At 38.4% G+C, this 25,803-nt stretch carries 26 protein-coding genes and 1 riboswitch; of the genes, 20 read left to right on the top strand and 6 right to left on the bottom strand.

Annotation, left to right across the window (positions count from 1 at the left end; translation table 11 throughout):
* Positions 1–4: 4 nt before the first annotated feature.
* Positions 5–1,177 (top strand): galactokinase, encoded by a 1,173-nt coding sequence (locus tag RHP56_RS06315; RefSeq protein ID WP_011680023.1) that lies wholly within the window; start codon positions 5–7, stop codon positions 1,175–1,177.
* Here the strand turns inward: RHP56_RS06315 and RHP56_RS06310 are convergent.
* Positions 1,174–2,103 carry an AraC family transcriptional regulator gene (locus RHP56_RS06310; RefSeq protein ID WP_011680022.1) on the bottom strand — a complete coding sequence of 310 codons (930 nt, stop codon included), beginning with the start codon at positions 2,101–2,103 and terminating at the stop codon, positions 1,174–1,176. The genes RHP56_RS06315 and RHP56_RS06310 overlap by 4 nt on opposite strands.
* 173 nt (positions 2,104–2,276) lie before the next feature.
* Here RHP56_RS06310 and RHP56_RS06305 point away from each other — a divergent pair, with 173 nt between their 5' ends.
* From RHP56_RS06305 to RHP56_RS06290, 4 genes are all read left to right on the top strand, one after another.
* Positions 2,277–3,272, top strand: coding sequence for an aldose epimerase family protein (locus RHP56_RS06305; protein WP_102753450.1), 996 nt, complete (start codon positions 2,277–2,279; stop codon positions 3,270–3,272).
* A 408-nt stretch (positions 3,273–3,680) separates the two neighbouring features.
* Positions 3,681–4,982, top strand: a complete 1,302-nt coding sequence (hisS, locus tag RHP56_RS06300) for a histidine--tRNA ligase (protein WP_102753451.1) — start codon at positions 3,681–3,683, stop codon at positions 4,980–4,982.
* Positions 4,979–6,754, top strand: coding sequence for an aspartate--tRNA ligase (gene aspS / locus RHP56_RS06295; protein WP_025268198.1), 1,776 nt, complete (start codon positions 4,979–4,981; stop codon positions 6,752–6,754). Before hisS ends, aspS begins: the two co-directional genes overlap by 4 nt.
* Positions 6,755–6,855: 101 nt before the next feature.
* Positions 6,856–7,722, top strand: coding sequence for a YitT family protein (locus RHP56_RS06290; protein WP_002814812.1), 867 nt, complete (start codon positions 6,856–6,858; stop codon positions 7,720–7,722).
* Positions 7,723–7,778: 56 nt separating this feature from the next.
* On the opposite strand, the gene RHP56_RS06285 is transcribed toward RHP56_RS06290, so the two are convergent.
* Positions 7,779–9,185 carry an amino acid permease gene (locus RHP56_RS06285; RefSeq protein WP_011680018.1) on the bottom strand — a complete coding sequence of 469 codons (1,407 nt, stop codon included), beginning with the start codon at positions 9,183–9,185 and terminating at the stop codon, positions 7,779–7,781.
* A gap of 101 nt (positions 9,186–9,286) precedes the next feature.
* Positions 9,287–10,834, bottom strand: a complete 1,548-nt coding sequence (locus tag RHP56_RS06280) for a PucR family transcriptional regulator (RefSeq protein ID WP_102753452.1) — start codon at positions 10,832–10,834, stop codon at positions 9,287–9,289.
* Between the two features lie 139 nt (positions 10,835–10,973).
* On the opposite strand from RHP56_RS06280, the gene RHP56_RS06275 reads away from it, so the two are divergent.
* The 15 genes from RHP56_RS06275 (at position 10,974) to RHP56_RS06205 (ending at position 22,691) form a co-directional block, all read left to right on the top strand.
* The gene (locus tag RHP56_RS06275; RefSeq protein WP_014324864.1) at positions 10,974–12,242 is read left to right on the top strand and encodes an MFS transporter; all 1,269 of its coding nucleotides are present in this window, start codon (positions 10,974–10,976) and stop codon (positions 12,240–12,242) included.
* A 136-nt stretch (positions 12,243–12,378) separates the two neighbouring features.
* Positions 12,379–12,564: a 30S ribosomal protein S21 gene (gene rpsU, locus RHP56_RS06270; RefSeq protein ID WP_011680015.1), complete on the top strand. Its 186-nt coding sequence runs from the start codon at positions 12,379–12,381 to the stop codon at positions 12,562–12,564.
* A gap of 82 nt (positions 12,565–12,646) precedes the next feature.
* The gene (locus RHP56_RS06265; protein ID WP_014324863.1) at positions 12,647–13,093 is read left to right on the top strand and encodes a GatB/YqeY domain-containing protein; all 447 of its coding nucleotides are present in this window, start codon (positions 12,647–12,649) and stop codon (positions 13,091–13,093) included.
* A gap of 88 nt (positions 13,094–13,181) precedes the next feature.
* Positions 13,182–14,045 (top strand): CvfB family protein, encoded by an 864-nt coding sequence (locus tag RHP56_RS06260; RefSeq protein WP_011680014.1) that lies wholly within the window; start codon positions 13,182–13,184, stop codon positions 14,043–14,045.
* Entirely contained in the window at positions 14,042–14,938 is an 897-nt protein-coding gene (gene xerD / locus RHP56_RS06255) for a site-specific tyrosine recombinase XerD (protein WP_042253043.1), read from the top strand. Before RHP56_RS06260 ends, xerD begins: the two co-directional genes overlap by 4 nt.
* Before the next feature lie 5 nt (positions 14,939–14,943).
* A complete protein-coding gene (locus RHP56_RS06250; protein ID WP_010293841.1) occupies positions 14,944–15,318 on the top strand; it encodes a hypothetical protein in 375 nt (124 codons plus the stop codon).
* On the top strand, positions 15,285–16,061 hold the full coding sequence (locus RHP56_RS06245) for a segregation and condensation protein A (RefSeq protein ID WP_042253040.1): 777 nt from the start codon (positions 15,285–15,287) through the stop codon (positions 16,059–16,061). Before RHP56_RS06250 ends, RHP56_RS06245 begins: the two co-directional genes overlap by 34 nt.
* The gene (gene scpB, locus RHP56_RS06240; RefSeq protein WP_102753455.1) at positions 16,054–16,653 is read left to right on the top strand and encodes an SMC-Scp complex subunit ScpB; all 600 of its coding nucleotides are present in this window, start codon (positions 16,054–16,056) and stop codon (positions 16,651–16,653) included. Before RHP56_RS06245 ends, scpB begins: the two co-directional genes overlap by 8 nt.
* Positions 16,646–17,395, top strand: a complete 750-nt coding sequence (locus tag RHP56_RS06235) for a pseudouridine synthase (protein ID WP_011680011.1) — start codon at positions 16,646–16,648, stop codon at positions 17,393–17,395. Before scpB ends, RHP56_RS06235 begins: the two co-directional genes overlap by 8 nt.
* 28 nt (positions 17,396–17,423) lie before the next feature.
* A riboswitch (FMN riboswitch) is annotated at positions 17,424–17,560 on the top strand.
* Positions 17,561–17,658: 98 nt separating this feature from the next.
* Positions 17,659–18,249, top strand: coding sequence for an ECF transporter S component (locus RHP56_RS06230; RefSeq protein WP_011680010.1), 591 nt, complete (start codon positions 17,659–17,661; stop codon positions 18,247–18,249).
* Between the two features lie 73 nt (positions 18,250–18,322).
* A complete protein-coding gene (locus RHP56_RS06225; RefSeq protein ID WP_002814796.1) occupies positions 18,323–18,880 on the top strand; it encodes a hypothetical protein in 558 nt (185 codons plus the stop codon).
* 14 nt (positions 18,881–18,894) lie between these two features.
* The gene (gene cmk / locus RHP56_RS06220) at positions 18,895–19,572 is read left to right on the top strand and encodes a (d)CMP kinase (RefSeq protein WP_164907664.1); all 678 of its coding nucleotides are present in this window, start codon (positions 18,895–18,897) and stop codon (positions 19,570–19,572) included.
* Positions 19,573–19,666: 94 nt separating this feature from the next.
* Positions 19,667–20,857, top strand: a complete 1,191-nt coding sequence (gene rpsA / locus RHP56_RS06215; RefSeq protein ID WP_011680008.1) for a 30S ribosomal protein S1 — start codon at positions 19,667–19,669, stop codon at positions 20,855–20,857.
* Positions 20,858–20,931: 74 nt separating this feature from the next.
* Positions 20,932–22,242 (top strand): ribosome biogenesis GTPase Der, encoded by a 1,311-nt coding sequence (der, locus tag RHP56_RS06210; RefSeq protein WP_102753456.1) that lies wholly within the window; start codon positions 20,932–20,934, stop codon positions 22,240–22,242.
* Between the two features lie 173 nt (positions 22,243–22,415).
* Positions 22,416–22,691 carry an HU family DNA-binding protein gene (locus RHP56_RS06205; RefSeq protein WP_002814789.1) on the top strand — a complete coding sequence of 92 codons (276 nt, stop codon included), beginning with the start codon at positions 22,416–22,418 and terminating at the stop codon, positions 22,689–22,691.
* Positions 22,692–22,948: 257 nt separating this feature from the next.
* Here the strand turns inward: RHP56_RS06205 and epsC are convergent, their stop codons facing one another.
* The 3 genes from epsC to RHP56_RS06190 are packed head-to-tail and all read right to left on the bottom strand — an operon-like array spanning position 22,949 to position 25,521.
* Complete coding sequence (gene epsC / locus RHP56_RS06200) at positions 22,949–23,443, bottom strand: serine O-acetyltransferase EpsC (protein ID WP_084014794.1); 495 nt, start codon at positions 23,441–23,443, stop codon at positions 22,949–22,951.
* 13 nt (positions 23,444–23,456) lie between these two features.
* Positions 23,457–24,596 carry a trans-sulfuration enzyme family protein gene (locus RHP56_RS06195; RefSeq protein ID WP_025268190.1) on the bottom strand — a complete coding sequence of 380 codons (1,140 nt, stop codon included), beginning with the start codon at positions 24,594–24,596 and terminating at the stop codon, positions 23,457–23,459.
* Positions 24,597–24,606: 10 nt separating this feature from the next.
* Entirely contained in the window at positions 24,607–25,521 is a 915-nt protein-coding gene (locus RHP56_RS06190) for a PLP-dependent cysteine synthase family protein (protein WP_102753457.1), read from the bottom strand.
* Positions 25,522–25,803 lie beyond the last annotated feature (282 nt).

Here is a 25,803-nt window from a genome sequence, read left to right as displayed (position 1 = left end):
ACTCATGAAAAGAATTAAGGCACTAAACACGAAATTTGCTGAAAAGTTTGGCCCTCACGAAACCCAACAGTATTTTTCGCCAGGTCGGATTAATCTAATTGGTGAGCATACGGACTATAATGGCGGTCACGTTTTTCCGGCTGCAATTACCTATGGGACTTACGGTGTTGCCAGAAAACGAGATGATGATCGTATTTTAGTTTATTCGGTTAATTTTGATGAAAAAGGCGTAGTTCAGTTAGACTATAAGAAGCTTGATTTTGACGAAAATGATGGGTGGACCAACTATGTTAAAGGCGTTATCGTCAAATTAATAGAGCAGGGTTATGTACTCGACACAGGATTTGATCTGTTGGTCGAGGGCAACATTCCCAATGGTGCAGGCCTTTCCTCATCAGCGTCGTTAGAGTTATTAGTGGGTGTTGTTTTAGAGGATTTGTTTGATCTGGATGTTTCTAGGTTATCATTAGTTAAAATTGGTCAAAAAGTTGAAAATGAATACTTTGGTCTCAATACTGGCATTATGGATCAGTTTGCAATTGGTTTTGGTCAAGAACAAAAGGCTATTTTGTTAGACACAAATACTTTGACGTATGAGTTGGTTCCTATTGTTCTTGGTGAATATGCGATTGTTATTATGAATACGAATAAACGTCGTGAATTAGGCGATTCGAAGTACAATGAAAGGCGCGCACAATGTGAAACTGCTTTAAAGTTATTACAAACAGAACTTAATATTAACTCATTAGGTGAATTGACTGATGAAGAATTTGATGACAATGTTGCATTAATTCACGACGAAACACTCGTAAAACGAGCACGTCATGCAGTTTATGAAAATCAGCGCACTTTAAAAGCAAAAAAAGCGTTGTCCGACGGTGATTTGCAAACATTTGGACAACTAATGAATGATTCTCATGCCTCTCTAAAAGCAGATTATGAAGTTACTGGACTTGAATTAGATACGCTAGTGCAGTCCGCACAAAAACAGCCAGGTGTTTTAGGAGCACGAATGACAGGTGCTGGATTCGGTGGTTGTGCAATAGCACTTGTTAAAGAAACAGCCATTTCCAATTTTGAAAACAAAGTCTATGATGACTATATGAATGTGGTCGGCTATGCCCCAGAATTTTACGTGGCACATGTTGGCAATGGCACGACTAAGCTTAATGATTAAGTAGATTGCTGCACAGCACTTAAATGTCCTAAAATATCATTGATCTGTTGCCATTCTAATGAGTGTTGTTCTTGGATATTGTTGAAACTTCTTCGTTTTCGATATGCACTGGGTGTTTCATGGATGAGCTCTGTAAATGAGTGGCCGAAAACAGATGGATTGCTAAAACCAACCTTTTCGGAAATTTGATTAATTGATAACTGGGTTGTTTGAAGTAATTGGCAAGCTTCGTTAATACGAAGGCGTAATAAAAACTTTTTTGGTGAAATACCTACATCTCGTCGAAAGAGTCGCGAGAGGTAAGAACGGTTGATTTTGATAGCATCAGCTATGTCAGTAATAGATGTGTCATAAGTAAAGTTATTATTGATATAGGCCAATGATAATTTAGTGTATTCTGACATGGGGCGTATTGTTGCGTTTTGATGCTCAACGACGTTCCAAGTGTTTTCCTTCATTAGCAACAGGAGTATTTCACTAGCAATTTGATTTAATCGCAATTCGGTTTGTGGCCTATGACTTGTTAACGTTAGTGATTCAACAATTAATTTAAGATAATTTTCAACAGTTGCGCAAGAGAAAGTATCATGGTGATTGCGAAAAGGCGAGAAGTTCTCAATTAATTGCGCTGTTTCAGTACCACCAATGGATATCCATGCATAATGCCACGGATTATTCAAATCAGCTTGGTAAAAAATTGTTTCATCAGGTCGTATAAGGAAAAAGTCACCTGCTTTCAGGGTATATTTATGATTCATGGTAAAGTAAGTTCCTTGGCCTTCTAAGACAAAGTGAAGCAAATAATGTGAACGTTTTAATGGGCCAGAAGCATGACCAGAAAAAGTCTTACTAACGCCAGAAAAATCAAAGAATATACTTGATTCAAGCGTGTGCTCATTAACGATATTAAATAATGATTTTTCCATAATTTAACGACCTTTTTAAAAATAAAATGATAGCGCTTCCAACATTAGTATATCATTTTTTAAAAATATTTATTGATAAGTGATAATACTTGTTATGTGTTATTCAAGTGATTTATTATTGGGTTAGATAAATAGTTTAAACAAAATTTTTAATTAAATGAAAGAGGTAGCATATGAAAGTTACAGAAGAAGTGTTTGGTACATTGCCTGATGGCGAAAAGGTAACCGCGTTCACGTTAGAAAACATTAATCATACTCAAGTAACGGTTATATCGTATGGTGCGATATGGCAGTCTTTTTCTATTGAGCGATCAGGAGAGAAAAAAGAATTGCTTGTTCAATTTGATGATTTAGAGCATTACTTAGACAATCCTTTTCATTTTGGAAATACTATTGGACGTGTGGGTGGTCGACTATCTAAAACTGCATACAATTTATCCGGCACGTCATTCACATTAACACCAAATGAAAATGGGCATGTCTTACATTCAAGTGTAAATGGTTTTGATACGATTAACTGGCAAGGAACAGCACGCAACATGGGTACCGCTGCAGAAGTTGTTTTGTCACATACGTTTGACGATGAATTTCCTGGCCAATTACAGATGAATGTGACTTACACACTTTATGACGACGATAAGTTAACAATTAAGTTTAGTGGTGAATCAACAGAACCAACACTGTATAATCCTATGACACATGTTTATTTTAATCTAGCTGGAAAAGATGCTGATATCACAAATCATGAGTTGCGAGTGGCATCTCACAAACATGTTGAAGTAGATAACGAAACAATTCCTACTGGCCGATTGGTAGAAAATCAGCATTCCAAATTTGACTTCTCACAGCTACGTAAAATTGGGGATGATCAATTTGATGACGCCTGGTTGCTAGATGAGCAGCGTGATGAAGTTGGTGTTATTGTGCAAGAGCCTGTTAGTGGTCGAACACTAACAGTCGATTCAGATCGGAATGGTGTTGTTATTTTTATGACTAATCCAGGAATCAAAGATCACGATGATGATTGGGCAGAAAATGCACCATTCACAGCACTTGCTGTTGAAATGCAAACATTGCCGGACGCCGTGAATCATGAGGGATTTGGGGATATTGTGCTGCCAGCTAATCAGGTGAAGGAATACACGGTGACTTATAAGATAACAGATTAAATATTTCACTTGACTTTATTCAGCCTTACAGCTATGATTATCTATATTAGAACCGATGAATTGGAAAAATTACTGTCTGGACATGAAGAAATTTTGCGGAAGATGCGAGCAAAACAAAGACGTAATTTTGGACACCTTGGAGGTTGCTATTGATCAAGATAGCTCGTGGTTGCGCGTTAAGCAATTAAAGTGACATGAAAATGTTAAAATCTAAGGTGGTACCGTGCATTTGCGCCCTTAACGAGAAATCGTTGAGGGCGTTTTTTTCGGATTTTATATAGCAAGATAAAAAATAATGGAGGAAATACGTTTACAGTTGTTGATTATTTTTGGATAGCGATGAATATGTTAACTAACATGTCGTATACTTCAAAATTCTGATAAAAAACACTAAAAACGATAACAACTATGGCAAAACCAATATTTCAACGTCCCAAAGGAACAGCAGATTTACTGCCTCAAAAAACAGTACAGTGGCAACATGTAGAAGCAATTGCCCGTGTTTTATTTGGTGACTATAATTTCAAAGAAATTCGCACACCGTTATTTGAAAATTTCGAAGTCTTTTCACGCTCAGCTGGTGATACATCTGATGTTGTGACAAAAGAAATGTATGATTTTCATGATAAGGGTGATCGTCATATCGCTTTGCGTCCGGAAGGTACCGCAGGTGTCGTCCGAGCATATGTGGAAAATAAATTATATGGACCGGAATTTGACAAACCATATAAGGCATTTTACATGGGGCCGATGTTCCGTTATGAACGGCCACAGGCTGGTCGTTTCCGTCAATTCCATCAAATAGGTGCAGAGGTATTCGGATCAGATTCGCCCGCATTAGATGCTGAAGTAATTGCGATGGTCATTGATTTTTTCCAAACGCTTGGGTTAAAAAATTTGAAAGTTGCGATTAATACCTTGGGAGATAAGGAGTCCAGGGATGCTTACCGACAAGCTTTAATTGATTATCTGAAACCTCATTTTGATGAACTATCTGCAGATTCACAAGCTCGGTTAGAAAAAAATCCATTACGTGTATTGGACTCTAAAGATCCCCGTGATCAGGTCTTTGTTGCAGATGCACCATCAATCCTGGACTTTTTGTCTGAAAAATCGACTAAACACTGGGAAAAGTTGCAAGATATTTTAACTGCATTGAATTTAGACTTTGACATTGACACAACAATGGTTCGAGGATTGGATTATTATAACGACACAATTTTTGAAATCATGACTACAGATGAAAGTTTAAAAGGCGCTGCAACGATTGCTGGTGGCGGTCGTTACTCTGGTTTGGTTGAGGAATTTGGTGGTCCGGAAACACCAGGTGTTGGCTTTGGTATTGGTGTAGAACGTTTGTTGGATTTATTGCAAGCGCAAAATGTTGCTCCAACAGAGGAACAGAATTTAGACTTTTACGTAGTTAACATCGGTGATACTACTGATGTTATCGCAACAAAAATTGTTCAAGCTGTTCGCTCATTTGGTTACGTTGCTGAACGTGATTATTTGTCAAAATCAGCGAAAGCACAGTTCAAGGCAGCTGATCGTCATCATGCCAAATATGTCATAACGATTGGCGAGCAAGAACTTGAAGAACAAATTGTTAACATCAAGAATATGACCAATGGCGAACAAAAGTCTGTTCAATTGTCAGAGCTTTATACCAATTTACCACTTATCATGGATGCAGAAGGGAACAAGGAATGAAACGTACTAATTACGCAGGATTAATTGATGAAACATATTTAGATCAGACAGTCACATTGACCGGTTGGGTGCAAAAACGACGTGATTTTGGAGACTTGATATTCGTTGATTTACGTGATCGAGAAGGTATCGTACAATTAACTTTTAACGCAACAAATGCGGACGCACTAGCAGTCGCTGAAAAAGTTCGTAGTGAATATGTTCTAAAGATTACTGGGCATGTTATTGAACGTGCTGAAAATCAAATTAACACAAAAATAAAATCTGGAACAATCGAAGTCGATGTAACAGAGGCGGAAATTTTGTCAACGTCAAAAACACCACCATTTTATATTGAAGATGATGTGAATGCCAATGAAGAATTAAAGCTACAGTATCGTTACTTAGATTTGCGCCGCCCTGAGATGCAAAAAAACTTGCGCATTCGTTCAAAAATTATGAGTAGCGCCATGCATTTTATGGATACTCATGATTTTATTAACATCGAAACGCCAGTACTAGCAAAATCAACACCAGAAGGTGCCCGTGACTACTTAGTGCCATCTCGTGTTTTCCCAGGGTCATTCTATGCCTTACCACAATCACCACAATTATTTAAACAATTGTTGATGGGTGCAGGGTTCGATCGTTATTTCCAAATTGCCCGTGCCTTCCGTGATGAAGATTTGCGTGGTGACCGTCAACCAGAATTCACGCAAATGGACGTAGAAACGTCATTTATGACAGCCGATGAAATCCGTGAGTTGGTCAATGCATGGGTTAAGGCGATGATGCATGACGTTGTAGATTTTGATCTTGACACGGATAAAATTCCAACTTTGACATGGCAAGAATCTATGAATCGCTTTGGTACTGATAAGCCAGATCTACGTATAGCCTACGAAATCAAGGATTTGTCTGAAACAGTAAAAAATAGTGAATTTGGTGTGTTTGCAAATGCTATTAATGGTGGCGGTGTTGTTAAAGCATTGGCTGTTCCTGGTGGGGCTGACCATTATTCACGTAAAGACATTGACAAGCTAACAAAATACATCGAACGTTTCGGTGCAAAAGGTCTAGCTTGGATGAAAGTAGCGCAAGAAGGCTTGACCGGTCCTATTGCTAAATTCTTTGATGACGAAGCACAGGCAGCATTGATTGCTTCGGCAGACGCTCAAGTCGGAGATTTGTTGTTATTTGGTGCCGGACGTGCTGATGTCGTTTCAGCGACTCTAGATTATTTGCGTCGTGAAACAGCTAAAGCATTAGATTTGATTGATCAAACGAATCCTTGGGCATTTGCTTGGATTGTGGATTGGCCATTGTTTGAATACTCTGAAGACTTTGACCGCTGGATTGCTGCTCATCACCCATTCACGATGCCAAATGAAGAAGACTTACACTACTTGAATGATGGTGAAGATCCTCATAAGGCACATGCGCAAAGCTACGATTTAGTACTAAATGGTTACGAACTAGGATCTGGATCAATTCGTATTCATCGTATGGATATCCAAGAAAAGATGCTAAAGGCACTTGGATTTACTCCTGAAAAAGCACATGAAGCCTTTGGATTTTTGCTTGAGGGTATGGAATATGGTTTCCCACCAATGGGCGGTATCGCACTAGGATTGGATCGTTTGGCAATGCTACTAGCTGGCCAAGAAAATATTCGTGAAGTGATTGCTTTCCCAAAGAATTCACGAGCTACTGAACCAATGACTGAGGCACCAACTCGTGTTGAAGGCAAACAACTGAACGAATTAGGATTGTTTGTTCCAGAAGCAGAGTAATTGTTATCAAACAAATTCGTGTTATTATTAGCTTAGATAAAACTTGGAGATAAATGTGTGTTATACATTAGATTTTTTCTCGTATAACATACATATTGATTATGCAAAAAATTGTTCACAATTTTATGAAAAACCAGTACGCTGGTCGTATTGGTGGCGCGGTATTTTATGGTGTAATCGTTGCCTTTGCAATGAATTATTTCTGGCATCCAGGGCATATTTATTCCTCTGGATTCACAGGATTTGCCCAACTTGTTTCGACTTTAACTGGCGATAGAATTCCCGTCGCTTTAGCGCTAGCCTTGGTTAACTTACCAATGTTAGCCGTTGCATGGTGGAAGTTGTCGTGGAGATTTGCTATCTTTACAACGCTAGCAGTTTTGCTCAGTTCGGCGTTAATTCCTGTCTTTGATACCACGCGTGTTTTAACAACTGACCCGTTAATAAACGCTATGTTTGGTGGCGCGCTTAATGGTATGGCGGTTGGTACAGCATTACGGTATGGCGTTGGAACAGGTGGTTTAGATGTTATTGGTCTCTTAGTTAAGAAGCATTACGGCTTTAAAATGGGACCAATTAATTTATCTTTCAATGCCTTGATTATGGTCGGTGCTGGGCTAACATATGGTTGGAAGTATGCTTTGTACTCAATTGTAGGTGTTATTATTAGTTCACGAATGATAGATGTTTTCTATACACGACAGCAGCAAATGCAAGTGATGATTATTACTACTAAACCAGATGAAATGGTGGATAGTATTCAAAATAAGCTTCGACGAGGCGTTACCATTATCGATGAGGCGCGTGGTGGTTACACTGGGAGGGAGCGTTCGGTGCTACTAACCGTTATCACGCAGCAAGAACGATTTGAGTTACGAGAAGCAATCAAAGAGGTTGATGAACAAGCTTTCTCTTCTACTTGGAAAATCGAACACACTGTGGGACGTTTCTACGAGCCAGAGTTATAGTTAATAAAAAAGGAGACAACATCATGTTGTCTCCTTTTTTTGTTCTATTTTATTTTTTACACGGTTACTGCATTTTTTGTAGAAAACTTTCGGTGAGAAAGGTAACCGAATACTATCGTGAACAAAATTGCGCCGATGGCAGCAACACGAGAGTCTGCTTGAAAGAACAAACTGGCGTAAATGCTGACGAAGAATAGCAATGTTAGTGGACTAGTCCACTTGTATCCTGGCATCAGGAAGCCATCTGGCATAAAATTAGTTGATTCACGGAATTTACGATGAGCATACATTGTCATTGCATAAACGATGATATACATGTTTGATGAGATCGATGTAATTAAACCGAATGCACTGGTAATCTGTGGTATCGAATTAATCACTGGTGATATTAACACTAAGATAGCTGTGAATATAATTGCTTTAGCAGGAACGCCATTTGATGAAATTTCACGAAAATTGATCATAAACTTTGAATCTGACTCTTCAGCTAATTGGTAGAAGTGTCGTCCTGCAGAATAGATAGCTGAGTTTAAGGCTGAAGCAGCAGATGTTAGTACGACAAAGTTAATTATTGTAGCAGCCGCTTTGAATCCAGCCAATTGGAACACCATAACGAAGGGACTTGATTCAGGTGTTTTAGCGATAACATGCCAATTAATGATCGACATAATAATAATCATGGCACCTAAGTAGAAAATCAAAATACGGATAATAATTGTATTAATGGCTTTTGGCAGAACCTCACGTGGATTTTCCGTTTCAGCTGTTGTGATACCGACGAATTCCATACCTTGGAAGGCGAAAAATACCATTGGAAAGGCAGCGAAGAACATCGAAGCACCATTTGGAAATAGTGAAAAGTTTGAGAATACATTACTAAATGAAGCGACAGTATGACCACCACTTGCGGGCGCCTTAAATCCTGTAAAGATTAATATTAGACCAGTTACAATCATCGCTACAATAGCAATGATCTTAATCATGGCAAACCAGTATTCTGTTTCACCAAATACTCTGACGGCAATTAAGTTAATCATAGTTAAAACAAACAAAAAGAGAATTTGAATTATCCAAGTTTTCCAACTTGGGAACCAAAACTTAACGTAAGTTGATACGGCTGTTAATTCTGCCATAGCTACGAAAAGTAGTCCAATCCAATAGGACCATCCAGCGAAATATCCCGCTCCAGCACCAACATACTTACTGATAAAAGAAACAAATGTATGTTGGGAAGGGTCTGCATAAAGCATTTCACCAATTCCCCGCATCATCATAAAGAAAAATGCACCAAGTACTGCGTATACAATCAAAATAGATGGCCCAGTTTTAGCTATAGAGTTTCCGGCTCCCAAGAAAAGTCCTGTACCAATGGTACCGCCAATGGCAATCATCTGTACGTGCTTCTTTTTCAAACCACGTATGGTACCATCGGCATTCATCGTTGCGTTTTTTTGTTGACTCATAAATATTATGCCTCCTCGATTGATAACAATTCTAACACAGTTATCATTAAACCCTCATTTATTAGTGAACAAAAAATAGGGTAATCTATTGTGCATTATGCCTAATCAAGTAACAAAAAAGCCAATTGAATATCGACCAAAACATCAGGCATGTCAAGGTTAACATCTAATAACTCAGATATTTTTTTCAAGCGATAATTAATGGTATTCCGGTGTACAAACATATCAGAAGCGACGGCTGTTACATTTTGATGTAAGAACATATAGGTTTCCAAAGTTTTGAGAAGACTTGGATTGTCTAAAATTGGGCCTAGAATTCTTTCCACAAAAGCATCGCTCTCTTGCTTGGGTAACAAGTTTAACATTTCTTGGGCACTCTTGGGTCTAAATCGCATAATCGGATGTGCTACTGATGTCAGCTGAAGCGCATGGTTAGCTTGTTCATAAAGATCTGCTAATGCACGAATGGGTTCTGCGACTCGAGAAAAGCCGATGGTAAAGTTATATTCTAACTTTGATTGTGATGTTAGAAAATCGTATAGTTCTTTGAGAAATGCGCGTGTATCAATTTTGTTATCAACTAACAAAATCAGTTGCTGTTTATAGGAAAATAGGAGTACAGACCAGTTTGATTCGTTAACAAACCAGCGTGTCAGTGCTTGTAATATTTCAAATTGATGTGTTTCAATGACTGTTTTTTTTGCTGTAAAGTCAATAACCGCTACGCGATAGGGATTTTTAGAATCAATATTTGCGTTCTTTAGATAATTGTCAATCGCGTCATCACTTAGCCCGTGTTGCATAATGTTCAAAAAGAAGCCAGAACGGTTGCGAAACTCAGTTTCATTTAACAAATCGGTTCTCGAATTTGAAAATCCCAATGCAGTAATTACTTGTTCGCGTTTTAAAAGTTCAAAATCTGATAGTGTCTTATTCGAACTCATAATAGCTGCAAAGGCTTTATTTTCGTTTAGAGCAGAAAAAATGGGAGAAATCTCGAAAATTGTATTATTGAAGGTAACGTGCACCTTTTGAGTTAAATTCAAATAATCAATTCCAGATTCTTCTCGTAAAAATTTGGTGAAAAAGTCACGTTGCGGAAGTAAATCAGTACTGGCATATAAGGCACGAAAATGTGAGTCCAACAAGGTTAGTGGTGCTTCTAAAATTTCCGCGCTAAGATTTAACAGATGCTGATAAGTATTATTAGTTTGCATCGTTGACAACTGATGATTAATATTAACAATTTGATGCAGTTCACCCGTATGAGTGTTCAGAATAATATCAGTAATATTTTGAATTGTTTGTGGCATCAATTCATCAGTTGGGGTCATGAGGATTGGTACTCGACGTTTGTTGGCTAATATAATAATATCACGTGGCAACTGTGATAAATGCCGGTTCGTCTTAATGCCCAAGCCAGCAGCATTATGATGATCTAGCGCGATAATTAAGTCTCGCAGTAATGTCCAATCTTCTTTGAACAAAAAGCCGGTAGTGAGCAGTAATTGACCAGGAGCAATATATTCATCAAAATCTGGTGCATCAATCATACCCACTTGGTTGATCTCGCGATTGAGCCCTTCGGTGCCTGCTAAAATTGGGTATTCTGCTAATACGGGGTTAGCTAATAATTCTTTAACGTTCATAATTGACCTCCAATTGTGTTGTTACTATTATGCCATGTTTGCTTATTGTGTACAAATAAAATTAAAAAAGTTGTGCAATATGACGATGATTATTTTTTATGCGTTCGTTACAGTAAAGAAAACATTATGAGGTGAGCGTATGCAACGTACAGAAAAGAAAATTGTCAGTAATATTTTAAAGGGATCCTTAGGTAATTTAATTGAGTGGTTCGATTGGTATGTTTATGCCTCGTTCTCTATCTATTTTGCCCCATCATTTTTCCCCAGCCATGACAAAACGGCCGCATTATTAAGTACGGCAGGAGTCTTCGCAATTGGCTTTTTGATGAGACCTCTAGGAAGTCTAGTGTTAGGTAAATATGCGGATCAACATGGTCGACGGGCCGCATTAACCTTATCAGTATTGATTATGGCCGCAGGATCGCTTGTAATTGCGATAACACCTAGTTATCATGTAATAGGAATTGCTGCACCAATCATCTTGGTGTTGGCAAGGCTATTCCAAGGATTATCGTTGGGTGGAGAATATGGTACTTCAGCAACTTACCTTTCTGAAATGGCCAGCCGCGGGCATCGTGGCTTTTATGCTTCATTTCAATATGTAACGTTAATCAGTGGACAGCTCATTGCCTTGGGTGTTCAAATTATTTTACAATCAGTATTATCAGAAGAGATGTTGACTGACTGGGGTTGGCGTATTCCATTTGTTATTGGTTCTCTGGGAGCCATTGTAGTATTGTTCCTTCGTTTGAGCATGGAAGAATCTGACCAATTTAAGGCACAAAAGAAAAACAATAATGGTAGTCTACGACTTTTGTTAAAGTATCCAAAATCTGTCATGACGGTAGTTGGATTAACACTCGGTGGGACAATCGCTTTCTACACTTATACAACTTATTTACAAAAATTTATGATTAATTCTGTTGGGTTACCAACACAAGAAGTCACACTGATCAACTTTGCAGCATTATTTATTTTTATGATTTTACAACCTATCGCCGGTGCATTATCGGATAAAATAGGTCGTAAACCATTATTGTTTTGGTTCGGTATTATGGGGACAATATTTACAATTCCTATTTTTCTCACTTTGCAACAAGTGAAAACGGGGATGGGGGCTTTCTTACTTATGCTGGCTGGATTAATTATTGTTACAGGTTATACGTCAATTAATGCAATTGTTAAAGCTGAAATGTTCCCAACTGAAATTCGTGCATTAGGTGTTGGATTGCCTTATGGCTTGACGGTCGCCATTTTTGGTGGCACGGTTGAATACGTTGCCTTGTACCTGAAAAAAATAAATCACGAAAATTTGTTTTTCGTCTATGTTACTGTGGTTGTGTTCATTAGTTTGCTAGTTTATTGGCGCATGACGGATACAAAGCACACATCTAAGCTTGATCACTAATTATGTTGGAAATTGCTATAAAATGCATGATTACAGTGTTTATAGTATTGACGATTACGTGAAAGTCTGTCATAATAGATAAGTATTTACTGCATGTCGTTTAACGAAATAAAATGCGAGAAAGGAGGGTTATCACATGGCAAAGGTCATCGTACGTAAGAACGAATCTTTGGATGATGCATTGCGTCGCTTCAAGCGTGGTGTTTCAAAAGACGGTACTCTCCAAGAATACCGTAAGCGCGAATACTATGTTAAGCCTTCAGTTGCTCGTAAATTGAAGTCTGAAGCAGCACAAAAGCGTAACAAGAAGAAGGGTCGTTAATTCGATTCTAAAACGTCACTTAGGTGGCGTTTTTCTTTTATGGTAGAATAACAATAGATTAAATTTTGAAAGGTTGATATACATGAGTTTATTAGAAGAGTTAAATAATGATATAAAGCAGGCCATGAAAGACAAAAACAAAGATGTTTTGTCAGTGATTCGCATGGTTAAATCAACGGTTATGAACGAGCAGATTAATTTAGGCCATGATTTAACAAAGGAAGAAGAATTAACAGTCCTCTCACGTGAAGTTAAACAACGTCAAGATTCGTTGACAGAGTTTGAGAAAGGCAATCGAGAAGATTTAGCTGCTGGTATTCGCGCAGAGCTAGCTATTTTAGCAAAGTATTTGCCAGAACCTTTGAGTGACGAAAAGGTTATCGAATTGGTGAAGGACGCAATCCAAAAGACGGGCGCTACATCTCCAAAAGATATGGGCAAAGTGATGGCTATTGTCACGCCTCAAGTCAAAGGAAAAGCTGACGGTAAATTTGTTGCTAATCAAGTGAAAAATTTGTTAAAAGGTTAATTGACCGTTATAGATTATGTAAACCACACATGGTAAACTATAAGTATTATAAAAAGTGCGTGATGTTGCGTACGTTAAGGAAAACGCTATGAATCCAAAAGTTGGAACAATAATTAAAGCAAACGTTACTGATGAAAATGAAAAATATTTCTTTGCACAAGTCGACGGCTTTACATATGAAATTGATAAGTCAGAACTTGAGAAGCCTCTCAAAATCGGTGGATTTGTGACTGGCTTTGCATATGAAAATGAAGGACACAAATTACAAATTACCAAGAAAACGCCTGCTGTACAGAAATCAGTATACGGTTGGGGAACAGTCGTAGCGAATCGACATGATTTGGGCGTCTTTGTTTCAATCGGTTTGCCGAATAAGGATATCGTTGTTTCTCTTGATGATCTACCAACGATTTCAACACTTTGGCCACAAAAAGGCGACAAATTGATGATTGCCATTAAAGAAGATCATAAAGGCCGTTTGTGGGGTGAAATAGCACAACAGCATATTATTAATGCTGTATCGCGTCGCGCACCGGAAAGTATGAAGTCGACCACAGTTAAAGCCACAGTTTATCGTAACAAAATGGCAGGTACTTTGGTTATTACTGATGAATATTATCTTGGTTTTATTCATCCTTCGCAACGTGACGATGAGCCACGTTTAGGACAAGTTGTAGATGCACGTGTTATCGGCGTCCGTGATGATGGCACATTAAATCTATCACTGAAACCTTTGGCCTATAAGACCATGGATGAGGATGCACAATTCTTATTGTTGCAATTGCAACGACGGGCGGATCATTTCTTACCATTCAATGATAAAAGTAACCCAGAGGCAATCAAGCGTCAATTTGGATTTAGTAAGAGTCAGTTCAAACGAGCCTTGGGTCATTTATACAAGGATAGACTAATTGAACAAATTGACGATGGTATAAAATTAGTTGAGAAATGATGCAAGAAATTGACAATGCGATAGTGGATTATCTACACTATATTCGAATTGAACGTGGCTTATCTGAAAATACAATTAAGAGTTACCACCAAGATTTGGTACAATTTGGTGAGTATCTAAATGGTGAGAAACTGGTGCTTGATCAAGTTGATCATATTGTTATCTTGTCGTGGTTGAATCAACTCAGAGATCTAGGAAAATCCAATAGTTCAGTGATTAGAATGGTTACGACATTGCGTAACTTTTTTGGCTATTTAGTGCGAGAAAAAGTCGTCGCTCATAATCCAATGAATGATGTTCGCCCACCCAAAAAAGCAGAGCACCTACCAGCAGTTTTGAGCATAGAGGAAATTGACCGTTTATTACAAGCACCGATAGAAGATACACCACTTGGTCTTCGAAATAGAACATTGCTAGAAGTGATGTACGCAACTGGTTTGCGTGTCAGTGAATTGGTTAATTTAAAAATGAGTGACCTTCATTTGCAATTGGGACTGATTCAAACACTTGGAAAAGGTGACAAAGAACGTATTATTCCAATTGGTGAAATTGCGATTGATTGGCTGACTCGATATTTTAATGAAAGCCGTATCGTTTTACTTAAAGACAAAGAGTCTCCTTATGTTTTCTTAAACGATCGTGGAAATCAAATTTCACGACAGGGAATATGGAAGATTATAAAAAAGTTGGTAACAACTGCTGGAATAACTAAAGATGTTTCTCCCCATACACTTCGTCATTCTTTTGCTACCCATATTTTAGAGAACGGTGCTGATTTGCGTATAGTTCAAGAATTATTGGGGCATGCGGACATTTCGACAACACAAATTTATACCCATATTTCGAAAAAAAGACTTAGTGAAGTGTATGATGAATACCACCCCAGAGCGTAAAAATTATGTTGACACAATCAAGACAATCAGATGAAAAAACAATTATGGGTATTTTATCGTTGCTGCCAGGGCTACGTGAAATATCTCATTTAAATGCGGAAATAGCATGGTATCATGATAATGAAGCAAGATCTTTATATGTTTGGCAAAAAGAGTCTCAAGGACAAGTACTTGGTGTTCTAGGTGTTGAGATTTATAATAATAATATTGCTATAATTCGTCATGTTGCCTTAACCCCAGAGTCACGCAGTGTCAGAAACTACTTCGACATGATTTCTGATTATCAAGAGCAACATTCTGAAGCCTTCTTAATGGGTACCTTGGATAATCAAAAGTTAATTAACAAATGGAGAAAAGCAACATCGCGAAAAACGGTCTAACAATTAAATTAAGTGATTTTGAAGGGCCAATCGATCTGTTATTACACTTAATTAAGAAATCCGAGATGAATATTTTTGATTTGAAAATTGCTGACATTACATCTCAGTATTTAGATTTTATTCATGCACAACAGGCTATGCAGCTTGATGTAGCAAGTGAATATTTAGTGATGGCTGCTACTTTAGTTAAGATAAAGTCCGCTGATTTGTTACCAGAAGAAGAGCCAGATGATTATGCCGTAGATGAAGAGTATGCGGATCCACGTGAAGAGCTGATGCTACAATTATTGACCTACAAACAATTTCAAGTGGCAAGCGAATCTTTGCGTGAACGTGAACAATTAAAACAACAATCCTTTCCACGTACTCAAATGAAGGCTCCTGATAATTTGGAACATCCCATAACTTTAGCTCCTGGTTTATCGTTAGGGGATTTACAAACAGCATTTGCTCAACTATTGCGGCGAAAAAAGCAGGAAAAACCCATCAGAAGGCATGTTACTGCGGAAACATATTCTCTTGAGGAAGCTGTTAACAACATCAATAAACATTTCTTACAGCATCAAACGGGGGATATGATTCCATTTGCTTCTTTTTTTGATGATATTTACGAGCGGGAGCATTTGGTAGTCACCTTTTTGGCGTTATTAGAAATGGCCAAAGATAAAAGATTAAAATTACACCAAGAGCACCAACAACAAGAAATTTATGTAGAAATTGAGGCGTTTGGCGAAGATGAATAATTTAAGTCAAATAGAAGCACTATTGTTTGTATCTGGCGATGAAGGCATTTCCGTGAAAAATATGAGCATTATCACTGGATTTGATCGTTCAGCAATACAAGGATTGCTTGAAGAACTTGTGTTAAAGTATGATACTGATTTAAGTAGTGCATTACAAATTCGTAAAAGTGACGATGTGTATCGCCTAGTGACTAAACCGGAACTTGGTGGCACAGTAAAACAGTATTTTGATTCACCTGTAAATGCAACATTATCGCAAGCACAACTCGAAACACTAGTTATTGTCGCTTATAAGCAACCAATTACACGTGTTGAAATTGATACAATTCGTGGTGTGCAATCCTCAGGAACTTTACAGAAGCTAGCATTACGGCAACTAGTCCACGAAGTTGGCAGAAAAGACGAACCAGGACGTCCCATCATGTTTGGTACCACCGATGAATTTTTGGACTATTTTGGTTTGAAAAGTATTGAAGAATTACCTCTGTTACCTGATTTTAATATGTTAGATTTAAGTGATGATATTGATGGCGAACTATTTACGAGTGCATTTGATGTACATCAATCAGAAAGTGAAAAAGAAAATGTCTGAAGAAGCACAGAGACTGCAAAAAATTATTGCCCAAGCGGGTCTAGCGTCCCGACGGGGCGCAGAAGAATTGATCATCAATGGGCGTGTCCAAGTTAATGGGCAAACTGTTACCGAATTAGGTACGAAAGTTACTGCAAATGATAAAGTACAGGTCGACGGTGCGCCAATTGAAGGGCGTGAGAAGTTAGTTTATTACCTGTTAAATAAGCCTCGTGGAGTTGTGACAACCAATGATGATGAAAAAGGTCGTCGTACGGTATTGGATATTTTAGAGGATGTGGATCAACGTGTTTATCCAGTTGGCCGTCTAGATTATGATACAACTGGTGTTTTGTTATTAACAAATGATGGTGTAGTGGCTAATCAATTAATGCATCCTAAAACTAAAGTCGATAAGACTTATGTTGCAAAGGTTGAAGGCATTGCAACCGAAGAAAAGCTAGCTCCTTTGAAACGTGGAGTGGTCCTAAAAGGACGTAAAACTGCGCCAGCTCGTGTTTCCATTGAAAGAATTGAGCCGACAAAAAGAACAAGTATGGTCCGTCTAACTATTCATGAAGGCCGTAATCATCAGGTCAAAAACATGCTCGCAAAGGTTGGCCTACCAGTGCAAAAGCTTAAGCGTGAGCAGTATGCCTTTTTTGATGTCACTGGTCTACAGCCGGGCGAGTATCGTAAATTAACAAGCGTAGAGATCAAACGCTTAAAGGCACAAGATTACAAATTGTTGCGTCGTAAGTAACACCGTGATACAATAAAATCAAATTTAATAATAACTTCAGGGTCGGGTGTAAGTCCCAACCGGCGGTGAGACATGAATTTTCATGGTAAGCCCGCGACCTGCTTTTGCAGCTGATCTGGTCAAAATCCAGAGCCGACCGTAAAGTCGGGTATAAAGAAGTCTAAAAAAGAAAGTGAAAGCTGCATTTTTTGTTGTACCCTGACAAAATCTGTGGTTTTTTGTTTGCATCTACTGGTGAGGTGAGCAAACAAGAGGAAAGAATTATGTCAATTATTCCTGTAACGCGAGTGCAACGTACTACATTAATTGCAATACTAAGCGCTATTTCATTTGGTTTGATGCTGTTTCCCCAAGTGCCAATCATTCCTAGTGCCGATTTTTTGAAACTAGATTTTTCAATCGTACCAGTTGTCATTGGCTTATATTGGTTAAATTATTCTGCTTCACTGTGGGTCATTTTAATTCGTACCTTGCTAAAGTTAATTTTGGCAAATGAGGGGGTTAACACTTATTTAGGACTACCGGTTAATTTACTGGTTGTTTTGGCCTTTATCACAGTCTTAAAAATTACAATGCCCAACCTTGAGCAGTATAGTAATTGGCAAAAAAAAATCCTGCCGTTAATAAGCAGCACGTTTGTCATGACAATTGTTGCGATTGTCATCAATTGGTTTGTAGCTATACCTTTGTATGCGAGGTTTGCTAATTTCGACATTGCTAAATTCATTGGTTTAAAAAACTATTTTATCGGTATGGTATTACCGTTCAATCTTATCGAGGGTATTATATGGTTTGTCGTGAGTATGATCATATTAAGGGCAATACAGCCGCTCCAGAGAAGGTTTCATTCTTAACAAAACATTATGAGCAAAGTCGGTGTTGGTGTGGTAAAATTTTATGTGAACCAATAAAATGGAGGTCGTTTCTATGAACGATTTTGACCCAAACAACATGAGCCGCTCAAAGCGGCCCAAAAAAGATAAACTCGAACCAAAATTTTCCCGAAAGTCAGATTCAAAATCCCCAAATAAAGGATTTCGTGTTCTGCTTGTTGTATTAGCGCTTGCAGTTATATCTTTTGTACCTGTGTATGGCATGATTGCTAATCAAAAATCATCAAAGCCACAAACGGCTGTTTCTTCAAGTACAAAGCGTTCATCAACTACTAAATCTACGTCTTCTGAGTCTTCTGAATCATCATCTTCCGAGTCAAGTGCATCAAGTTCTTCTGAAGAAGAATCAGTAAGTAGCAGTGAAGCTGCTTCAAGTGAGGAATCTGCTAGTTCATCTTCTACTGAGACGGCTGAATCAAGTTCAGCATCAAGTAGTTCCACAACCACTACTGCAGTTTTGGGTGCTAGTCAAACGTTGTATAATTTTGCAGTTACACACGGGATGACAACTAGCCAAGTTATTGCATTAAATCCAGGGTTAACAGTTGATAATTACACACAGTATGCTGGTACTGCACTAAACATTCAGTAAGAGGACTTTTTATTATTATGACGAATTTTCAAGTTGCCATTGATGGCCCAGCTTCTGCCGGTAAGTCTACTATTGCCAAAATTTTAGCAACAAAGCTAAATTATGTGTATGTTGACACAGGTGCAATGTACAGAACAATAACTTTAGCTGCAAAAAAGAACGGCATTGCTTATAATGATGAAGAAAAAATAAAAAACTTATTGTCACAAACGGAAATACGCTTTGAACCTAGTACACCAGTTCAACGTGTATTTTTGAATGATACCGATGTCACGGAGGAAATTCGTTCCGCTGAAGTGACAAACAATGTGTCTGTAGTGGCTTCCTTTGCGGATGTACGTTCTAATTTAGTCAATCGTCAACGTGAAATAGCTAATAACAACAGTGTGATTATGGACGGCCGCGATATCGGCACAACTGTGTTACCAGAAGCAGATGTCAAAATTTTTCTTGTAGCAAGTGTTGATGAACGTGCCCAACGACGTTATAAAGAAAATGTTGCTAAAGGGATGACTACTGATCTCGAAACATTGAAGCGCGAAATTGAAGCGCGAGATTACAAAGATTCTCATCGTCAAATTAGTCCATTAACACAAGCGAAGGACGCTATTTTAGTGGATACAACGGGACAAAGTATTGACGATGTTGTGGCTAAAATAGCCAACATTATCGAAAATAATATTAGTTTCTAATTTACACGGTTAAACCGTGTTTTTTACTATACAAGAACTAAAATATTTGGTACACTATATTCATAGTGTAAATTGTAGGAGGACGTTTGACGTCATGAGTGAAACAAACAACGAGCTTTTAGCAGCTCTCGAGAGTGCAGATCAAATTAAGGTAGGAGATGTCGTTACGGGCGAAGTACTAGCCGTTGATAACGATAACCAAGCAGTTATTGGTTTGCATACCGGTGAAGAAGGAGTTGTGCCAGCGCGTGAGTACTCAGACGATCGTAACATTAATCTGGCAGACGAATTGAAGGTTGGTGACAGTGTTGAAGCTGTTGTCATCTCTAATGTAACAAGCGACAAGGAAGGCGTATCTTACTTGTTGTCAAAGAAGCGCTTGGAAGCACGTAAGGCATGGGAAAACTTGTCATTTGGTGAAGGTGATACAGTTGATGCTAAAGTTATCAATGCTGTACGTGGTGGTTTAGTTGTCGATGTTAATGGTGTTCGTGGCTTTGTACCCGCATCAATGGTTGCTGATCGTTTCGTGTCAGATTTGAACCAGTTTAAGAATAAAGATATTAAAGCACAAGTTATTGAAATTGATGCTGCCAAGGCACGCTTAATCTTGTCACGTAAGGCAGTTGCAGCACAAGAACGTGCAGCACAATTAGCAGAAGCATTTGAAAAGCTATCAGTTGGTGAAGTTGTTGAAGGTAAAGTTGCTCGTTTGACTGACTTCGGAGCATTCGTTGACTTAGGTGGCGTTGATGGTTTGGTACACGTTTCAGAAATTTCTCATGATCGTGTTAAGAACCCTGCTGATGTTTTGACAAAGGGTGAAACAGTTAACGTTAAAATTTTAGCCTTAGATGCTGAAAAGGGACGTATCTCATTGTCAATCAAGGCTACACAACCTGGACCTTGGGATAAGGTTGCTGAAGAAGCTCCTGCCGGAACAGTTCTTGAAGGAACTGTTAAGCGTGTAAAAGACTTCGGAGCATTCGTTGAAATTTTCCCTGGTATCGAAGGATTAGTTCACGTATCACAAATTTCACACAAGCGTATCGAAAACCCTTCAGAAGTTTTGAAGTCAGGCGATAAAGTTCAAGTTCAAGTTTTGGATGTTAAGCCTGCCGAAGAACGTATTTCATTGTCAATGAAGGCATTGGAAGAAAAGCCAGAACGTGAAGATCGTGGAAATTCAAAGGATAGTTCAGCATCACGTGCAGATATTGCTGCTTATAAGCAACAAGATGATTCAGCTGCAACATTGGGCGACCTCTTTGATGGTAAGTTCTAAGAATTCTATTGAAAAGAACTGGTTCGCCAGTTCTTTTTTTATGATAAATTTATTTATACAAAGGAGGTGCCAAAATGTCAGCACCAATAGTAGCAATTGTCGGTCGACCAAACGTTGGTAAATCAACTATTTTCAACCGTATGGCGGGAGAAAGAATTGCGATCGTTGAAGACATGCCCGGTGTCACGCGAGATCGCTTGTATGCATCAGCTGAATGGTTAAATTATGAATTTCGAATGATTGATACCGGTGGTATCGAAATCGGTGATGCACCGTTTTTAGCGGAAATACGTGGACAGGTAGAATTAGCAATTAATGAAACTGATGTTATTGTGATGGTTGTTTCCGGCCGAGAAGGATTAACTGAGGCTGATGAAGTAGTTGCACGTATGCTATATAAATCTGATAAGCCTGTCGTTCTGGCTGTCAACAAAGTAGATAATCCTGAAATGCGCCATGATGTCTATGATTTTTATGCACTAGGTCTTGGGGATCCATTCCCAGTTTCAGGATCACACGGTTTGGGATTAGGTGATTTACTTGATGAAATTGTAAAACATTTTCCTGATGAAGCTGCCGAGCAAGAAGACGATGCGATTCGTTTTAGTATAATTGGCCGCCCAAATGTTGGTAAATCATCAATTGTCAACGCTATGCTTGGTGAAAAACGTGTGATCGTCTCTGATATTGAAGGGACTACTCGTGATGCTATTGATACACGATTTGTGACTGAAGAAGGTGACGAATTTGTGATGGTTGATACAGCCGGTATGCGTAAGCGCGGGAAAATCTATGAGAATACTGAAAAGTACTCCGTGATGCGTGCTATGAAAGCTATTGATGATAGCAACGTTATTTTGATGGTTATTGATGCGGAAGCAGGAATTAGAGAACAAGATAAACACGTGGCTGGGTTTGCTCATGAAGCTGGGCGAGCAATGATCATTGTTGTCAATAAATGGGATGCGATTGAAAAGAATGATCGGACGATGTCTGACTTTGAGAATTTAATTCGCGAAGAATTTAAATTCTTAGATTATGCACCAATTGTGTTTGTTTCTGCTAAGACAGGGCAACGTTTAGATAGATTGCCACAAATGGTTAAAGATGTTGACGATAATCATCGTAAGCGTATAACATCTTCAACATTAAACGATGTCATTATGGATGCTATTGCAATAAATCCAACACCTTCAGATAATGGTCGTCGTTTACGAGTATATTATGCGACACAAGTCGCAACACAACCACCAACATTTGTCATATTTGTTAATGATGTTGAACTTATGCATTTTTCATATGAACGATTCTTAGAAAATAAAATTCGAGAATCATTTGACTTTACTGGTACGCCAATCAAACTCATTGTTCGCGCACGAAAGTAAACGTTGCAAAAATATGTTTTTAATGTAACACAAATGTTACGAAATCCCGAAAACCCTTGATAACACTACACATTTGGCGTTTCTTATGTTATTCTAGTTACATGAAATAATGTTTCGACAGATTTCACGGAGCGCATCATGCGTTAAAAAAACTCTTATTAGGAGACAAGAAAATGGCTAACAAGCAAGAATTAGTAGATTCAGTTGCTAAGGCAACAGGTTTGACAAAGAAGGATGCTACTGCATCAGTTGACGCAGTTTTTGCATCAATCGAAGAAGCATTGAAGAACGGTGAAAAGGTTCAATTGATCGGCTTTGGTAACTTTGAAGTTCGTGATCGTGCTGCTCGTAAGGGCCGTAACCCACAAACTGGTGAAGAAATTCAAATTGCTGCCTCAAAGGTACCTGCATTTAAGCCAGGTAAAGCTTTGAAGGATGCCGTTAAGTAATTAATACCCTTAATATTATCCAGATAAATTAAGAGCAAGCTCAACATGGGCTTGCTCTTTTTCCTTTTGGCACGGTATATCAAAAATTGATAACCGATTCGAGATTGAAAGGTTATTTTTGTAATACATGTTAGGTAAGTGGCTAGATATAATCCGAAAATGACGCATTGGTACCGAAGTAATTGATCTCGATAAAAAGCGACTAAATTAACTTCTAGTCGCTTTTTATCATTATATTTATATAGAAGGGAAAAATACTAGACTAGGCGTGCAGGATTACCCACAGCAGTAGAATAGGCGGGCACATCGTTTAAAACCACAGCATTAGCGCCAACTTTACTATTTGTACCAATAGTAATATTGCCCAATATTTGCGCATGAGCACCAATGAAGCTGTAGCTCTCGATATGAGGGTGTCTACGTTCTGTCACCGTATGACGAGCACCCAGAGTGACACCGTGTAATATAGTTACACCATCATCAATAATTGCAGTTTCACCAATAACAACACCTACGCCGTGATCAATAAATACGCCACGACCAATTTGTGCACCGGGGGCAATAAATATATCAGTTCGTTTGGCTGACCAACGAGCAATGATGGCAGCGAGCAAATAACGGTGATGAATATGAAGCCAATGAGCAACACGATGAAACCACAGTGCATGTAACCCAGGGTAAGTTAAAATCACCATCATAAGGCTTTTTGCGGCTGGGTCGCGCTTTAGAATCGATTTAGCAGTAAAAAACATTTTTTCTCCACTATTATTTCAATTGATTAAAACCTTGTTCTAGGTCCTCAATTAAATCTTCAATATCTTCAACACCCACAGAGAGACGGATTAGTTCGTCTTGAATACCATGAGATAGCCGGATATTACGAGGAATGGCGCCGTGAGTCATTTTAGCTGGGATTTCAATTAGGCTTTCAAGTGCACCTAAACTCTCTGCTAAGGTAATGATTTTTAAGTTACTAATGAATTGTTCTGGATCCAGTCCAGCCTTTAGCTCAAATGAAATCATGGCACCAAAACCATTCATCTGTTGCTTGGCTAAAGCGTGGTCAGGATTATCAGGATCACCAGGGAAATATATTTTACCAACTTTATCTTGTGTTTTAAGGTAGTCAAATATTGTTTGCGCATTTGACTGGTGAGCACGCATTCTTAATCCAAGCGTTTTCATACCTCGTTGTAGGAGCCAACTTTCCTGAGGGGCCAAGATTGCACCAATCGCATTTTGTAAGAACTTAATTTTCTCACTAAGTTCCTCACCTTTAGTAACAACTAAGCCGGCAATGAGGTCGCTATGACCACCTAAGTACTTTGAAGCGCTGTGAACAACAATGTCCACACCTAAATCAATTGGCTTTTGTACATAGGGAGAAGCAAATGTGTTGTCAACAATACTTAATAAATTATGACGATGAGCAAGTTCGGAAATTGCCTTGATATCACTAATGCGTAATAGAGGATTAGTTGGTGTTTCAAGGTAAATGGCGACAGTATTATCTTGAATAGCTTCCTGAATAGCAGATAAATCACGGGTATCGACAATTGTAAATGTCTGACCTGTTCTTTTTAGGACATTGTCAATTAGCCTAAATGTACCACCATAAACATCGTTTCCAACAATAATGTGGTCCCCAGATGAAAATAGTGAAAAAATAGTACTTATCGCCGCAGATCCTGATGCAAAAGCAAAGCCAGCAGTACCATTCTCTAAGTCTGCAATTAAGCTTTCTACGGCTTCACGGGTTGGGTTGCCAGATCTTGAATATTCATATTTTGCCTCGCCAATTTTAGTTTGCTTAAAGGTTGAAGCCATATGAATAGGGACAGATACGGCGCCAGTTGATTGGTCAACACTAATGCCACCATGAATAAGTTGTGTATCAAATTTCATTTTTCTTTCCTCAGTTTCCATAAATGTTTGTGCTCATGTAACGTTCGCTGCTGTCTGGGAATATCGTGACAATATTACTTTGTGGCGGCAAAGTTTCTGCCATCTGTAGGCTAGCAGCCAAGGCCGCGCCACTCGAACTACCGATAAAAAGTCCTAGATTCTCGGCAGCATATCGAACTTGCTGAAAGGCATTGTCATCGCTAATAGTTAATGTTTTGTCAATGTGAATTGATTCGAAGAATGGTGGCACAAATTCAACACCAATACCTTCTGTGCGGTGAGCATGCGCTGGGCCACCATTTAAAATAGATCCTTCGGGTTCTACAACAATATTCTTTATAGTTGCATCATATTCACTGAGGTATTTGGCAATTCCAGCAAAAGTTCCACCACTACCAGCACCAGCAACAAAAGCATCAATCTTTTCGTTTTTCAAATCTGTAACGATTTCTGGTGCCAGCGTTTTGTAATATGTTTCAGGATTCTCAGGATTCGCAAATTGCATTGGCAAGTAGCTGTTTTCAATGTCAGCTGCTATCGATTTTGCTTTGGAAATGGCACCTATAATGCCTTCGTTAGAAGGTGTGTTGATGATTGTTGCGCCCAAGGCTTTCATGAGTTGCTGTTTTTCAGCGCTGAATTTCTCAGGTACAACAAGAATGGTTGGTAATTTATATTGTTGCGCAGCTAATGCCAAGCCAATACCAGTATTTCCGGCAGTCGGTTCAATAATCGTTGAATTTTGATTAATTAGATTTCGCTGCCAAGCATCTGATAGTAAGAATTGTCCTAAACGGTCTTTAATGCTACCACCAGGATTGAACATCTCCAGTTTTGCAAAAATGCGACTTTGGTTTGGAACAGGTATTTGCAGTTCAATTAACGGTGTTTGGCCAATTAATTGATGTATGTTTTTGATTAGCATAATGTATCCTTGTATATTTTCTTAGTAAAAAACAAACAAAAAACGCGAAAATTCAATTGAATTCTCGCGTTTTGATAGTTTAACTGTGTAAGTAGAAAATTTTAAGTTATGATATACCCAAAAAATTCATGCTCAATAAACAGTACAACATCGAAAACGCGTTGTACTGCAGCATGTTGAATTAAATGTAGCAAAAGGTAACACCATAATGAACTCCTAGTTATGAATTGAGTTAAATATACTATAGATAAAATATTTTGTCAAACAATGTTGGAAGTGATT

The organism is Leuconostoc sp. C5 (assembly GCF_056530425.1).
Note: the sequence above shows the minus strand (reverse complement) of the source record. Positions and strands in the feature narration are given on the sequence as shown.